The sequence below is a fragment of the Streptomyces sp. SID14515 genome (genome assembly GCF_010548505.1).
GTDB classification, from domain to species: domain Bacteria; phylum Actinomycetota; class Actinomycetes; order Streptomycetales; family Streptomycetaceae; genus Streptomyces; species Streptomyces caviscabies.
The window spans coordinates 91,419-106,103 of sequence record NZ_JAAGMH010000130.1; the positions used below are offsets into that span (position 1 = coordinate 91,419).

Genomic DNA, 14,685 nt, shown 5'->3' on the forward strand with positions numbered 1-14,685 from the left:
GCCGGACCACCGCCGCGCCTCGCTCTCCCCCACTCCCCCCACCGGAGGCAGCTCCATGACCATCGACTCACCCGCCGCCGTCCCGAGCGGCATCCCCGACTTCCCGCAGCCCCGCTCGGCGCGCTGCCCCTTCGATCCCTCCCCCGAACTGCGCGCGCTGACGGATCACGGCCCGCTCACCCGGGTCCGGTCCTGGGGCGGGACCACGCCCTGGGCGGTGACCGGTCACGCGGAGCAGAAGGCTCTGCTGTCGGACCCCCGGCTCAGTGCGGAGTTCTCCCACCCGGGCTTTCCCAGTCCGGTGGACCCGCGACACGCGCACGCCGGTGGCACCGATCTCAGCTTCGTCGGCATGGACGACCCCGAGCACGCCCGCCTGCGCCGCATGGTCAGCGGAGCGTTCACGGTCAAACGGGTCGAGGCCCTGCGCCCGGTCGTGCAGCGGATGGCCGACGAGCACATCGACCGGCTGCTGTCCGGCCCCCGCCCCGCCGACCTGGTCACGGCACTGGCCCTGCCGATCCCGTCCCTCGTCATCTCCGAGATGCTCGGCGTCCCCTACGCCGACCACGCGTTCTTCCAGACCAACAGCAAGACCCTGGTCTCGGCCGTCGCGACGGCCGAGGAACGCGGCCTGGCCCATCGGGCCCTCGTCGACTACCTCCACCGGCTCGTCGGCGAGAAGCTCGACAGTCCCGGCGACGATCTGCTGTCCGCCCTCGCCGAACGGATCCGGGCCGGGGAGCTGACCCGGGCCGGAGCCGCCGCCATGGGCGTCCTGCTGCTGCTCGGCGGCCACGAGACCACCGCCAACATGATCAGCCTCGGCACCCTGCTCCTGCTCGACCACCCCGATCAGCTGGCCCGTATCCGGGACACCGACGACCCGGCCGTCGTCGCCGCGGCCGTGGAGGAGCTGCTGCGCTATCTGTCCATCGTCCACCTGGGACGCCGCAGGACCGCGCTGGAGGACATCGAGATCGGCGGCCACACCATCAGTGCGGGCGACGGGGTGATCCTCCTCGGCGAGCTGGCCAACCGCGACCCGGCCGTCTTCCCCGACCCCGACCGCCTCGACATCACCCGCAACGCCCGTCTGCATCAAGCGTTCGGCGCCGGTACCCACCACTGCGTCGGCCAGCCGCTGGCCAGGATGGAGCTCCAGGTCATCTATCCCACGCTGTTCCGGCGGATCCCCACCCTGCGCGCCGCCGAGGGGAGCGACCGGATGCCCTTCAAGTACGACGCCGTCGTCTACGGCCTCCATGCGCTGCCCGTGACCTGGTAAGGGCCCCGAGCGCCGGCCGGTCCCGCACGTCCCGGCCGGCGCCTGCGCGGTACGGACCGGGGGCGCGCGGAGTGACCGGGCCCTTCCCGTCTGCCTCAACCCGACGTTTGCGCCCGGCCGGTTACGTCCTTCAGGTGAAGAGGCCACCGCTTTCGTCGCGTACGCCGTCGCCCGGCCCGACAGTGAGGGGGCCGACCGGGCACCGAGCCGCGGTCGGAGGGAACGTGACGTGCGGAGAAAGGTGACGGATTCATGGGCACTGAGGCCACCAGGCGGGTCGCGCTCGTCTTCTCCCTGTTCGACGCCAATGCCAACGGCGTCCTGGAGCAGGACGATTTCGATCTCATGGCCGACCGCGTCGTCCGCGAGGCGCACGCGTCGGACATGGCGGCGAAGGACGCGATGCGCGCGGCGTTCAGGCGGTACTGGACGACCCTGCTCACCGAGCTGGACGCCAACGGGGACGGCGAGATCAGCTTCGAGGAGTTCACGGCGTGCGTGCTCTCACCGGAGCGGTTCGACGCCACCATCGCCGTGTTCGCCGAGGCGCTGGCCGCGCTGGGCGACCCGGACGGCGACGGGCTGATCGAACGCCCGCTGTTCATGGCGCTGATGCGGGCGATCGGCTTCGAGGCCGAGAACATCGACGCGCTCTTCGACGCCTTCGAGCCGACCGACGGGGACCGGATCCGGGTGGAGACGTGGGTCGCCGGGATCAAGGACTACTACGCCCCGGGCAAGGCCGGAATCCCCGGCGACCACCTGGTGGTCGGCACCGCGGTCTGACCGAGGGCACCCGGGAGGGACGGACGGGGCGGACGCCTCGGGCACGATCGACGCGGTGAACGCCTCGCCCGGGCGTTCACCGCGTCGGTGTCAGCTCTCGCCGAGGGGCGGACGCTCCGTTCCGGGCGCGCGCCGACGGCGGTCCTCCGGAGGGCCGGCGGGCGGATGGTGGCCGATGAGGAGGACGGCCAGGCCCGCGGCGGCCATCAGGCCGGACAGGGTGACGAAGCCGGCGGAGAACGTGGCCACTTGTGCCGCCACGCCCAGCATGAGGGATCCGAGGCCGGTGCCCGCGTCGTAGCCGATGTTCCAGGCGACCGAGGTGATGTGCCGGTTCTCGGCGCCCGCGTAGTCGAACGCCTGGACAAGGGTGAGGCTCTGGAGCCCTCCGTACGCCACCCCCAGCAGAAGCAGTCCGGACAGCAGGGCGGCGACGGGGCTGCTGTCCGCGTCGACGGCGAAGGCGATCAGCGCCAGCCCCGCGCCCGCGGTGAGGGCGAGAGCGCCGGTGATGGGCCGCGGGGCGATCCGGTCGGCGAGTTCTCCGCAGCCCCAGCGGGCCAGCGCGGCGGTGCCGGTGAGGGCGAGCAGCCCCGTGGCGGCGAGCGCGGGAGTGGCGGTGAACTGCGGGGCGAAGGTGAGTACGGCTCCGCCCGCCGCCGTGACCAGGAGCAGCACGGCCAGGGGACGCCGAATGCGCCGGAGCACCGCGGTCGCGCGGGCCGGGTGCCGGGCGGTGCCGTCCTGGGTGGCCGGGGTGTCGGCGCGCGCTTCGACGGCGTGGCCGAGGGCGCGCACCCAGGGCAGGGCGAGGACGGGGAGCACGCCGCAGGCGATGACCGCGGGCAGGGCGAAGGTGTCGGTCAGCCAGGGAGCGGCCGGGGTGAGGACGACCTGTGGCAGGGCGACGGCGAGACCGTAGAGGCCGATGACCGCCCCCTGGCGTCCGCGCGGAGCCAGTACGGCCGCCGCCGTGGCACCGCAGACGGTGACGATGCCGAAGCCCGCTCCTCGCAGTGCGGTCGTCAGCAGGACGGGCAGCAGATGGTCGCTGAGGGCTTGCAGGAGGGAGGGCAGGCCGAGCAGGAGAGCGCCGAGGACGAGGGTGCGGGTCCAGCCGAGCTTGCGGAGCGCGGCCCTGACGCACAGCTGGGCCAGGACGGTGGCGGCCATCAGGACGGCGGTGACGAGTCCGGCGCCGAACGCGTCGGCTCCTCCGTGGACGGCCCATGCCGGGGAGACCGGCAGCAGGAGGGCGAATCCGGAGAAGCAGAACAGCATCGTCAGCAGCAGGTGCGGGATGCCGGGGGCCCGGGCGACGGATTGCTTGGCGGGTACGGACATGAGTGTCGGCTTGCCCTGTTCGCATGCGGGGACGAGGAGCGAGAACGCGGTGGTGGCGGTCGGGCCGGGCGGTGGGTGTGGGCCGTTGCGGTCGCCCTGACCGGGCGGGGGCCGGGTCGGTTCAGTCCACGGACAGGGCGCGCAGGAACCGGTCCACCCGCTTCTTCGTGTCGATCCCCTCGGGCCCCCTGCCGAACGCAAGACAGGAAGACCGTCAGCCCGTCAGCAGGTCCGGGTTGCCCGCCAGTGCGGCCAGGCGGCCCTGCGGGTCCGGGACGAGGCGGCGTTCGGTCAGGTCGAGGACTCCGGCCACCCCGGTGATCTCCGCGGCGACCGTGCCGTCCTCCTTGACGATCCGCTGCTCCAGGGTGAACGTCTTGCCGGTGCCGTAGTCGAACCGGCAGGTGACCCGGACCCGCTCGCCGCCGCGCAGCTCGCGCCGGTACTTGACGGTGACCTCCAGCTGGACCGGCCCGATCCCGTCGGCCAGCAGCTTCTCCTGGGGCAGTCCGGCGGCCCGCAGCAACTCCCAGCGGGCGTGCTCCGCGTACTGGAGGTAGACGGCCTGGTTCAGGTGGCCCTGGGTGTCGAGTTCGTAGCCGCGCACGGTCACGTCAACGGAGAAGGTCATGACCGTGCGAACGCCTGCGGGCAGCGGTCCATTCCGGTGGCCGGTCCGGCCCGGTGGCCGGTCGCGTCCGGTGACCGGTCCGATCCCGCCCGGTCACCCGGCCAGTGCCGCGAGCTCCGCGTTGGCGCGCTCGGTGACCAGGGCGAGGACTCGGCCGGCGACGGCCAGGTCCTCGGCGGGTATCCCGCCCCAGACGCGGGCGGTGATGGGCGCGGTCTCCGCGCTGACGGCGGCGAGGAGCTCGCGACCCGCGTCGGAGGGGCGAAGATGCTCACCGTCGAGGACGAGCAGTCGCTCGGCCCGCAGCTCGTCGAGCGTGGCGCGGATGTCGGCCGGATCCGCCTTGAGGGAGTTCTGGACCTGGGCGAGGAGCTCGCCCGGCGTCTGCGGGGTGTCGGCGGTGACGGCTGCGCGCAGGGCGACCTGCTGCTGGAACGTGGCGCCGTGCCGGGCCAGGACCTTCTCCAGGACGCCTCGGGCGGCGTAGTGGGCCAGGGCGAGGTCGCGGGCGTTGGCGACGGGTGCGGTGGCTGCGTCGGTGGTCATGGTGTCGTCCTCCGGTTGCTCTCGTCGTTCGGTACAGATGGAGCGAGAGGTGCGTCGAGCAGGGCCGTCAGTTCGGCGGTGAACGCGCGTGTCCGCGGGGTGTCGAGGCCGCCGAGCGGCTCCAGCAACTGCTGGAGCAGTTCCTGGACCACCTCGATGGCCTGTCGCGTGACGGCCTCGCCCTGTTCGGTGAGCGCCAGTTGCACGGCGCGCGGATCACGGGGGTCGCGGGTGCGGTCGATCAGCCCGGCCGACTCCAGGGCCCGCGCCAGCTTGGAGACGTACAACGCCTCCAGGCCCGTGTGGTCGGCGAGTCGGCGCTGACTGGGACGCTCGCCGTCGCGCTGCATGCCGTGCAGCGACGCGACCAGCGCGTACTGCGCATGGGTGAGGCCCAGCGGAGTCATCGCCCGATCGACCGCGACGCGCCACTTGTTGGCGAGCCGCCACACCAGGAATCCGGGTGTGGGACTCGGGGAACTCCTGCTCATGACGGATAGAGTACATGGCTATCATAGCCATGGCTACTATTTTCAGGGCCCTCACCCGAGGCGTCCGGACGCTCAGCCGGCGACCCTCCGCACCGTGCGCAGCAGGTACTCCTTGCGGTGCAGCGGGTCGTGGTCCGTGCGCGGGCGGTCCGGGACCGGTCCGGTGACCGGGCGGTAGTCGGCGAAGGCGGACTCCAGCACCCCCTCCCCCCGGGTCAACCCCGGGAGCAGCTGCTGGAGTTCGTGGACCCGCGCCGCCGGAATCTCGCCCTCCAGGGTGCAGAGTCCACCGCTCGTCACCGGCGACCCCGGGACCGCGCGGAGCCGGGCGAGGACCGGGGCGAGCGGGCCGTACGTGTCGGCGGGCAGTTCCAGCCGGAAGCGGTGCATCGGCTCGTACACCCGGGTTCCGGCCCGGCGCAACGCGTCCATCAGGACGAGCGGGGTGAGATTGCGGAAATCGCCCGCCGTGCTCGACATGCTTTTGTCGAACGTGCCGTGGGAATGGCTCTGTCGGGGCCAGTATCCGGAATGCGTCTGGGTGACGACGCAATCGGTGACCTGCCAACCATGAATTCCCTGGCTCAGGGTGGCGTGCACGGTGTCCTCGACCGCCCGCATCAGCGAATAGGGCATCGAGCCCAGTTCCACTTCGCGGCGGAATTCCACGCCGCTGCCGTACGGGGCCGGTTCCACGCGCAGTCCGACGGTGGCGAGGAAGGGGTTGGGGTCCTTGTCGATGAATTCGACGGCGGACCCGGTGGAGACGGGACGCTCCCGGCAGATGGTGGTGGTCTCCCGGAAGGTGACCGCCACGCCGAACTCCTCGGCCAGCGTCTGCTGGACGACCTCCTTCTGCACCTCCCCGTACAGCGAGAGGGAGACCTCCTGGCGGACGTCGTCGTGCCGGACGCCGATCAGCGGGTCCTGTTCGGCGAGCCTGCCGAGCGCGAGGTGGAGCGCGCCGCGGTGCTCCGGGCGGGCGGGCACGACGATCGTCTCCAGGGTCGGCGGTGCGAAGTGCCGGGCTCCGGCCGCCGCCGGGACCGTGCCGACGGTGTCGCCGACGCGGATGCCGGCCAGGCCGCGCAGTCTGCCGATGCGGCCCGCGCCGACCGAGGCGGCGATCGTCTCCGTACCGTCCTCGAACACCTCGATCGCGGAGACCTTGCCCTCGCCCGCCGTTCCGTCCGCGCTCCGGAACGGCAGGACGTCCCGGGTGCGCACGGTTCCCTCGACCATACGGACGTACGCGTTCCGCTCGCCGCCCGCGCCGCGGTCCACCTTGAACACCCTGCCTTGGACCGGGCCTTCGGCGTCGCCGCGCGCGGCGGGCAGCAGCCCGGTGATGCCGGTGATCAGATCCTCGACGCCCGCTCCGGTGGCGGCGGAGCCGAAGAAGACCGGGTGGACGAGGCAGCGGGCGGTCTGGTCGGCCAGCGCGGCGCGCAGCCGGGCGACGGTGAGGGCCGCCGGGTCGTCGACGTACAGGGCGAGCAGCTCGTCGTCGTGGGCGGTGAGCCGATCGGCGAGCGCACCGGTGAAGGCCGGGTCGTCGTCGGTGAACGCGGTACTGGTCGCCTCGCGGGTGCCGAGGCGGTCGGTGGAGCCCATCGCGACGATGTCCCGGGAGAGCCGGTCCGCGATGCTCGTGAGCAGGGAGCCGTAGCGCGCTCCGGCCCGGTCGGTCTTGTTGACGAAGAGCAGCGTCGGGATCCGCAGCCGACGCAGGGTGCGCATCAGGACGCGGGTCTGGGCCTGGACACCCTCGACCGCGGAGACGACCAGGACGGCTCCGTCGAGCACGCCGAGGGCCCGCTCCACCTCGGCGATGAAGTCCGGGTGGCCGGGGGTGTCGATGAGGTTGACCGTGGTGTCGCCGGCGGTGAAGGAGACGACGGCGGATTTGATGGTGATGCCGCGGCGGCGCTCCAGGGCGAGCGAGTCGGTCCGTGTGCTGCCGTCGTCGACGCTGCCGATGGTGTCGATGACTCCGGCGGTGTACAGCAGCCGCTCGGTCAGGCTTGTCTTACCGGCGTCGACATGCGCCAGAATTCCCAGATTCAACGTGTGCACGAAGCTTCATGTCCTTGAGAGAAAGGTCAGTTTCTGTCGGAAGGAACACGAAAGCTCCGCGCATGTTCAAACTCCTGGGTCGTGCTGATGGCTTGCGGGGAGTAGATCAGGGGGCCGTTGCCGGTCGCAACCGGATTTATTACGCCCGTAGGTGCGGGAAGCGCCATTCGGTGCGGCTGCGCAGGGTTTCGCCGGGGCGCAGCACGGTGCTGGGGTGGTCGGGGCGGTTGGGCGAGTCCGGCAGGTGCTGGGTCTCCAGGCAGAGCGATCCGTGGCGTTGGTGGCGGCGGCCCGTGCCGTCGGTGAACGCGCCGTCGAGCTGGTTGGCGGTGTAGACCTGGAGGCCCGGTTCGGTGGTCCAGAGCTCCAGGGTCCGCCGGTCGCCGGGGGCGGTGAGGCGGGCGGCCCGGCGCAGGGCTCCGGGGGCGGCGGGGCGCAGGACCCAGCAGTGGTCGAAGCCGCCGGCCCGCTCCAGTTGGGCGTCGGGGTGGTCGAGGCGTTCGCCGATGCGGTGCGGGGCGGTGAGGTCGAACGGGGTGCCGGACACCGGGGCGGGCGGGCCCTCCGGGATGGAGTCGGCGTCGATGGGGAGGTAGGCGTCGGCGTCGACCTGGAGGGTGTGGCCGAGGATGTCGTCGTCGCCGAGGTTGAGGTAGGCGTGGTTGGTGAGGTTGACGACGGTGGGCCGGTCGGTGACGGCCGTGTAGTCGACGGCGAGGGTCCCGGTGGTGTCCAGGGTGTAGGTGGCGCTGACGTCGAGCGCTCCGGGGAAGCCCATGTCGCCGTCGGGGCTGTGCAGGGTGAGCCGGAGGACGGCGGCGGTGTCGGTACGGTGTCCGGCGGCCTGCCAGACCTTGGTGTGGAAGCCGTCGGGGCCGCCGTGCAGGGCGTGGCCCCGGTCGTTGGCGGGGATGTGGTGGGTGGCCCCGTCGAGGGTGAAGCGGCCGTGGGCGATGCGGTTGGCGTACCGGCCGACGACGGCCCCGAAGTACGGGTTCTTGTCGGTGTAGTCGTCGAGCGCGGGCAGCGAGCGGACGACCGGGCCGGGTTCTCCGGCGGTGTCCGGCACGGTGAGGCTGTGCAGGACACCGCCGTAGGTGAGGACCTCGGCCCGGACGCCGGCGCCCGAGTCGAGGGTCCAGAGGTCGATCTCGCTCTGCCCGTGGGCGCGGCCGAACGGTTTGCGGTGCACGGTGGGCATGAGGAGTTCCTTGGGGGTGGGGAAGGGACCTCGTGGCAGGGGCCGTCGGGCCTCGGACTTCGGGCCTCGGCAGCGGCCGCTAGCGGGCCGGTCCGGAGGCCTCGCGGGGCGTGGTGGACTCGCGGACGACGAGGCGGTAGCCGGGGCGGGGCCGGCGGGGTTCGGCGACCGGGGTGCCCGCGAGGCGTTCGACGAGGCTGTCGACGGCGAGCCGGGCGATGGCCGCCTTGTCCGGCGCGATGGTGGTGAGGGTGGTGGCCCCGTACCGGCTCTCCTCGATGTCGTCGAAGCCGACGACGGCGATGTCGTCCGGGATGGTGAGGCCGCGTTCGGTGATGGTGCGCATGGCCCCGGTCGCGATCATGTCGTTGTACGCGAACACGGCGTCGGGCCGCTCGCCCCGGTCGAGGAGGGAGGCCATGGCGGCGGCCCCGTCCTCGCGTCCGTAGCCGTCGGTGACGACGACCAGGGACTCGTCCGGTTCGATGCCGGAGGCGGCCAGCTCCTCGCGCCATCCGCGCAGCCTGAGGTGGGCGGGCTGGCGTTCCTGGCCGGTGCGGGAGCCGAGGAAGGCGATCCGGCGGTGGCCGAGGGCGACGAGGTGGGCGACGGCCTCGCGGGCGGCGGCCACGTTGTCGATGGCGATGTGGTCGTAGGGGGCTTCGTACTCGCGCTCGCCGAGCAGCACCAGCGGCGCGGTCTCGGTGCGGGCCATCAGGTCCTCGGTCTCCAGGTGGATGGGGCTGAGGATGAGGCCGTCGATGACATGGGAGCGGAAGCCCTGGCAGACCAGCAGTTCCTTCTCCCGCTGGCCCGCGGTGTGGTCGACCAGGACGGTGTAGTCGTGCCGGGCGGCCGCGTCGACGACCTCGCCGGCCAGCTCCGCGAAGTACGGGTTGCCGAATTCGGGGACGGCCAGGGCGATGATGCCGGTGCGGCCCTTGCGCAGATGACGGGCGGTGAGGTTCGGCCGGTAGCCGAGCTCGTCGATCGCCTGCTGGACCTTGGCCCGCATCTTCGGGGTGACGTGCTGGTAGTTGTTGACCACGTTCGACACGGTCTTGATGGACACGCCCGCCCGTTGAGCTACGTCCTTGAGGCTGACGCCCACGGCACTCCTTGTTGCTTGGTTCGACTCGGCCCGATCCGCACGGTTCAGGTGGTTCTGCGGCTGCGCGCGAGGTAACGCTGCGCCACCACGACAACGATAAGGAAGCCGCCGCTGACCACCGACTGGTACGAGGAGTTGAGCGAGCCGATCTGGTTGATGAGGTTCTGGATCACGGCGAGCAGCAGGACGCCCCAGAGGGTGCCGCTGACCGAGCCCGCTCCGCCGATGAGGAGGGTGCCGCCGATGACGACGGCGGAGATCGCGTCCAGCTCCATGCCGACGCCGACGATGGTGACACCGGAGGAGAGGCGGGCGGCGTTCAGCGCTCCGGCGAGTCCGGCGAGCAGTCCGCTGAGGGTGTAGACGAGGATCTTCGTCCGGGCGACGGGCAGGCCCATCAGGGTGGCCGCGTCGCTGCTGCCGCCGACCGCGAACAGGGTCTGCCCGAACGAGGTCCGCTGGAGGAGCAGCCCACCGGCTCCGAAGAGGGCCAGCGCGATGAGGATCGGGTAGCCGAAGCCCCAGACGCTGCCCTGGCCGAGCTCGGCGAACGCGGAGTCCTTGGGGACCAGGTAGGTGGTGGCGCCCTCGTCGGTGAAGGCGAGCAGCATGCCGCGCGCCGCGAGGAGGGTGGCGAGCGTGACGATGAAGGGCGCCATGTTGGCGCGGGCGATGAGCAGGCCGTTGACCAGCCCGATCGTGCCGCAGACCACCAGGGGTACGAGCAGGGCGGCGAGGAAGCCCCATTGCGAGGCCCAGGCCGCTAGGACGCCGCCGAGGGCGAAGACGGAGCCGACGGAGAGGTCGATGCCGCCGGTGATGATGACCAGGGTCATGCCGAGGGCGACGATCGCGAGGAACGAGGCCTGGACGGTGACGCCCCGGGCGTTGTCGAGGCTGGCGAAGGTCGGGTAGACGAACGAGGCGATGAGGATCACGGTCAGCAGGACCGCGAGGACGCCCTGACGCTGGACGAGTTCGCCGACACGGGAGCCGGTGGAGCGCTCGGGCCGGGGTTCGGTGCGCGAGGGGGCGTTCTTGAGCGGCGCCGGCGTCTGGGGGGCCGGGGCGGCGGGTGTGGTGTTCTTCATCGGGACCGACGCTCCCGGGCGACGTAGACGGCGGCGATGATGATGGCCGCCTGGGCGATCTGTGCGGTGGAGTCGGGCAGGTCGTGCTTGACGAGGGTGGCGCGCAGCAGCTGCATCAGCAGGGCGCCCGCGACGGTGCCGAGCACCCGGATGGAGCCGCCGTTCAGCGGGGTGCCGCCGACGACGACGGCCGTGATGGCGGAGAGCTCCATGAGGGTGCCGAGCGAGGACGGGTCGCTGGCGGTGAGCCGGGCGGTGGCGAGGATGCCGGCGAGGGCGGCCATCACCCCGCAGAGGATGTAGACGCCGATCAGGACGCGTTTGACGGGCAGCCCGGACAGCGCGGCGGCCGAGCGGTTGCCGCCGATGGCGACGATCTGGCGGCCGAAGGTGGTGCGCTGCACCAGGAACGCGACGGCCAGCGCGAGGACGCCCGCGATGAGGACGACCGTCGGGATGCCGAGGAAGGAGCCGGTGCCGAGCGCGAGGATGTCCGGGTTGACGATCTGCTTGAGCTGACCGTCCGCCATGACGAGGGCGAGGCCCCGGCCGCCGACGAACAGGGCGAGCGTGGCGACGATGGGTTGCAGACCGACGAGCGAGACGAGCGTCCCGTTGATCGCGCCGACCACCGCACCGGCGAGCAGCGCGATCAGGAGCGCGGGAACGAGTCCGTAGCCGAGGTAGAGCGGCAGCAGGGCGGCGGCGAGCGCCATGGTGGAGCCGACGGAGAGGTCGATGCCCTCGGTGCCGATGACCAGGGCCATGCCGAGCGCGACGATCACGATGGGCGCGACCTGGACGAGCTGGGTACGCAGGTTGTCGGCCGTCATGAAGTGCTCGGTGAACAGGGCGTTGAACAGCAGGACGACGGCGACGGCCGCGTACACGCCGTACTCCTGGTACCAGGCGGGGTCGCGGAGCCGGGCCAGCGGCTTCGCGGGGCGTGGCAGGGTGGCCTGGGTGGTCATCGGGGGTCCTCCTGGCCGGCCGGGACCTTCCCGCCGGTGTCGGGCGTGTGGTCGGCGAGCACTTCGAGCAGGCGGCTCTCGTCCACCTCGTCGCCGGCGAGTTCACCGGCGACCGCGCCGCCGCGCAGGACGACGATGCGGTCGGCGCCCTCGATCAGCTCCTCGATGTCGGAGGAGATCAGCAGTACGGCGAGGCCTTCGCGGGCGAGTTCGTCGATGAGGGATTGCACCTCGGCCTTGGCGCCGACGTCGATGCCCCGGGTGGGCTCGTCGAGCAGCAGCACCTTGGGCTCCAGGCAGAGCCAGCGGGCCAGCAGCACCTTCTGCTGGTTGCCGCCGGAGAGTTCTCCAACCTTCTGTTCGGGGCTGGATGCCTTGATCCGCAGCCGCTTCATGAAGATGTCGACGATGCGGTCCTGCTTGGCACGGGAGACGATGCCGGCCCGGGAGAGCCGGGGCATGGCGGCGAGCACGATGTTCTCGCGGACGGAGAGTCCGGGGACGATGCCCTCGGCCTTGCGGTCCTCGGGGAGCATGCTGATGCCCGCGCGGATGGCGGCGGCCGGGGTGGGGCGGCCGATGCGCTTGCCGTCGACGGTGATCTCGCCGCCGTCCAGCGGCAGCGCGCCGGTCAGCGCCTTGGCGGTCTCGCTGCGGCCGGAGCCCAGCAGCCCGCCGAGTCCCAGCACCTCACCGGCGTACAACTCCACGGATATGTCGTGCAGTTGGTGGCGGCGGTCGAGGCCGGTGGCGGTGAGGACGGGGGTGCGGGCCACCTCGTGTCCGGCGGCGTCGAAGTTGGTGAGGCCCTCGCGGCGCACCTCGGCCATGTCGCGGCCGAGCATCATCGACACCAGCTGCATCCGCTCCAGCGGGGCGAGTTCGCCGGTGTGGATGTGGCGGCCGTCGCGCAGGACGGTGACCCGGTCGCAGATCCGGTAGAGCTCGTCCATGCGGTGGCTGACGTAGAGGACGGCGATGCCCTGCCCGCGCAGGTTCTCGATGACCCGGAAGAGGGTCTCGACCTCGCGGGGCTCCAGCGACGAGGTGGGTTCGTCCATGATGACGACCTGGGCCCGTACGGAGACGGCGCGGGCGAGCGCGACCATCTGCTGGGTGCCGATGCCGAGGGTGTGCAACGGGCGCTTGGGGTCGACGCGGACGCCGAAGCCGTCGAGGAGTTCGGCGGTCTCGCGGTTCATCCGGGCGAAGTCGATGAGCCCGAAACGGTTCTTCGGCTCCCGGCCCAGGAAGATGTTGCGCGCCACGCTCATCAGCGGGACGAGGTTCACCTCCTGGTAGATGGTGGAGATCCCGGCCTGCTGCGCCTCGAACGGGCGGGCGAAGCGGACCGGTTCGCCGGCCACCCGCACCTCGCCCTCGTCGCTGCGGTAGACGCCGGTGAGCACCTTGATCAGGGTGGACTTGCCGGCCCCGTTCTCGCCGACGAGCGCGTGGACCTCGCCCGCGCGCAGCGCGAAGGAGACGCCGTCCAGGGCGACGACGCCCGGGAACCGCTTGCTCACCGAGCGCGCTTCCAGGACGGGGTCCGCCACGGCGGCGGCACCGGCGCCGGCGGTCTCCGGATGCTGGGGTGTCGCTTGGGTTGGTGCCATGAATCCTGGCCTTCCGGTGTTACGGGAAACGGTGCCGGGCCGCCGTGACGCCTCGGGAATGCCCCGGGGTCGCGGCGGCCGGCCGTCCGGTGGGGTCAGTACGCTCCGCCGAGCGATTCCTTGGCGTTGGCCTCGTCGTACTCGCGGTCGGTGATGATCACGTTCTCCGGGATCTCCTCGCCGGCGTAGAACTTCTGCGCGGTGGCGAAGGCGAGCGGGCCGAAGCGCGGGTTGGACTCGATGACGGCGTTGTACTCGCCGTTGACCAGGGCCTGGACGGCGTTGCGGGTGCCGTCGACCGAGACGATCTTGACGTCCTTGCCGGGCTTCTTCCCGGCCGCCTTCAGCGCGGTGACCGCGCCGAGGCCCATCTCGTCGTTCTCGGCGTAGACGGCGGTGATGTCGGGCTTGGACTGGATGAGCTGTTCCATGACCTGCTGGCCCTTGTCGCGGGCGAACTCGCCGGTCTGCTGGGCGACGATCTCCAGGCCGGGGGCCTCGGCCTTGACCTGGTCGACGAAGCCCTTGGTGCGGTCGGTGGTGACGTTGTTGCCGGACGCGCCGAGCAGGATCGCGACCTTGCCCTTGCCGCCGGTGACCTTGATCATCGCGTCGGCGGCGCGCTTGCCCTGCTCGACGAAGTCGGAGCCGAGGAAGGCCACGTAGTCCTTGCAGGCGGTGGAGTTGACCTTGCGGTCGATGGTGAGGACGGGCACCTTCTTGGCGGCCGCCGCCTTCAACGCGGGCTCCAGGCCGTCGGAGTTGAGCGGGGCGACGATGAGGAACTGGGCCCCCTGGGACAGCATGTCCTGGATGTCGCTGATCTGCTTCGACAGCTGGGACTGCGCGTTGGTGGTGAGGAGCTTCTTGACGCCGATCTTCTTCGCCTCGTCCTTGATGGACTGGGTCTCGGCGATCCGGAAGGGGTTGGCCTCCTTCTCCGACTGGGAGAAGCCGACCACGGCGTCCTTCAGGTCCAGCTTGGGCGCGCCGTAGGTCTCCAGCTTGCAGCCCGAACCGGACGAGGAATCGGGGGTCTTGGCCTCCTGCGCGCCCTGACTGCTGTCGCCGCCCGCGTTGTTGGAGGTCTCCGACTTGGCGCAGCCGGCGGCGGCCAGCGTGGTGACGGCGAGGACACAGGCCACGGCGAGGGTACGGGATCGACGCTGGATCATCATGCGCGGAACGCTCCTTGGCGGGTTGACGGCACGCTGATCGGCGTGCGGTCGGGCATGCGGGACGAGGCATCGGCTGCTCTGCGGCCGATGCCGCTGCATTCCTCACACCCCTGCTCCGTACTGCGGGAACAGCGGTCGTGAGAGCCTGCGCGGCCTGTCGGCGGCTCGGTTTACAACGTTATATAGGCGGTGCGGCACGGGCGGCAAGAGCGTTGTCGATGCGTTTCCAAAATGTGTCGGCCGAGGGCCCGGGCCGGTGCGCGGCAATCGGCCCGCCCTACGGCAACGGGTCCTGCGCGACCTCTGGACAGCCGCCCGGCACCGTGCTGTCATACCGCCGGACGCCACATTTCCA

General features: G+C 71.5%; 13 protein-coding genes. 2 read left to right on the forward strand and 11 right to left on the reverse strand.

The window, feature by feature from the left end; translation table 11 throughout:
• Positions 1-55: 55 nt before the first annotated feature.
• The gene (locus tag G3I54_RS31030; RefSeq protein ID WP_164619438.1) at positions 56-1,288 is read left to right on the forward strand and encodes a cytochrome P450; all 1,233 of its coding nucleotides are present in this window, start codon (positions 56-58) and stop codon (positions 1,286-1,288) included.
• A 252-nt stretch (positions 1,289-1,540) separates the two neighbouring features.
• Positions 1,541-2,074: an EF-hand domain-containing protein gene (locus tag G3I54_RS31035; protein ID WP_164619440.1), complete on the forward strand. Its 534-nt coding sequence runs from the start codon at positions 1,541-1,543 to the stop codon at positions 2,072-2,074.
• A 90-nt stretch (positions 2,075-2,164) separates the two neighbouring features.
• Here the strand turns inward: G3I54_RS31035 and G3I54_RS31040 are convergent, their stop codons facing one another.
• The 11 genes from G3I54_RS31040 to G3I54_RS31090 all read right to left on the reverse strand — a co-directional run bounded on the left by G3I54_RS31040 (position 2,165) and on the right by G3I54_RS31090 (position 14,330).
• Complete coding sequence (locus tag G3I54_RS31040; protein WP_164619442.1) at positions 2,165-3,418, reverse strand: MFS transporter; 1,254 nt, start codon at positions 3,416-3,418, stop codon at positions 2,165-2,167.
• A 214-nt stretch (positions 3,419-3,632) separates the two neighbouring features.
• Positions 3,633-4,049 (reverse strand): acyl-CoA thioesterase, encoded by a 417-nt coding sequence (locus tag G3I54_RS31045; protein ID WP_164619444.1) that lies wholly within the window; start codon positions 4,047-4,049, stop codon positions 3,633-3,635.
• 93 nt (positions 4,050-4,142) lie between these two features.
• Positions 4,143-4,595 carry a MarR family transcriptional regulator gene (locus G3I54_RS31050; RefSeq protein WP_164619445.1) on the reverse strand — a complete coding sequence of 151 codons (453 nt, stop codon included), beginning with the start codon at positions 4,593-4,595 and terminating at the stop codon, positions 4,143-4,145.
• Positions 4,592-5,086, reverse strand: coding sequence for a MarR family transcriptional regulator (locus G3I54_RS31055; RefSeq protein ID WP_164619447.1), 495 nt, complete (start codon positions 5,084-5,086; stop codon positions 4,592-4,594). The genes G3I54_RS31050 and G3I54_RS31055 overlap by 4 nt, the downstream gene beginning before the upstream one ends.
• A gap of 72 nt (positions 5,087-5,158) precedes the next feature.
• Entirely contained in the window at positions 5,159-7,162 is a 2,004-nt protein-coding gene (locus G3I54_RS31060; protein WP_164619449.1) for a TetM/TetW/TetO/TetS family tetracycline resistance ribosomal protection protein, read from the reverse strand.
• Positions 7,163-7,301: 139 nt separating this feature from the next.
• Complete coding sequence (locus G3I54_RS31065) at positions 7,302-8,363, reverse strand: aldose epimerase family protein (protein WP_164619451.1); 1,062 nt, start codon at positions 8,361-8,363, stop codon at positions 7,302-7,304.
• Positions 8,364-8,442: 79 nt separating this feature from the next.
• The gene (locus G3I54_RS31070) at positions 8,443-9,474 is read right to left on the reverse strand and encodes a LacI family DNA-binding transcriptional regulator (protein ID WP_164619453.1); all 1,032 of its coding nucleotides are present in this window, start codon (positions 9,472-9,474) and stop codon (positions 8,443-8,445) included.
• Between the two features lie 44 nt (positions 9,475-9,518).
• Positions 9,519-10,565: an ABC transporter permease gene (locus G3I54_RS31075; RefSeq protein WP_164619455.1), complete on the reverse strand. Its 1,047-nt coding sequence runs from the start codon at positions 10,563-10,565 to the stop codon at positions 9,519-9,521.
• A complete protein-coding gene (locus tag G3I54_RS31080) occupies positions 10,562-11,536 on the reverse strand; it encodes an ABC transporter permease (protein ID WP_032788741.1) in 975 nt (324 codons plus the stop codon). The genes G3I54_RS31075 and G3I54_RS31080 overlap by 4 nt, the downstream gene beginning before the upstream one ends.
• Complete coding sequence (locus G3I54_RS31085) at positions 11,533-13,152, reverse strand: sugar ABC transporter ATP-binding protein (RefSeq protein ID WP_164619457.1); 1,620 nt, start codon at positions 13,150-13,152, stop codon at positions 11,533-11,535. The genes G3I54_RS31080 and G3I54_RS31085 overlap by 4 nt, the downstream gene beginning before the upstream one ends.
• Before the next feature lie 95 nt (positions 13,153-13,247).
• Positions 13,248-14,330, reverse strand: a complete 1,083-nt coding sequence (locus G3I54_RS31090) for an ABC transporter substrate-binding protein (protein WP_164619459.1) — start codon at positions 14,328-14,330, stop codon at positions 13,248-13,250.
• Between the last annotated feature and the right edge of the window lie 355 nt (positions 14,331-14,685).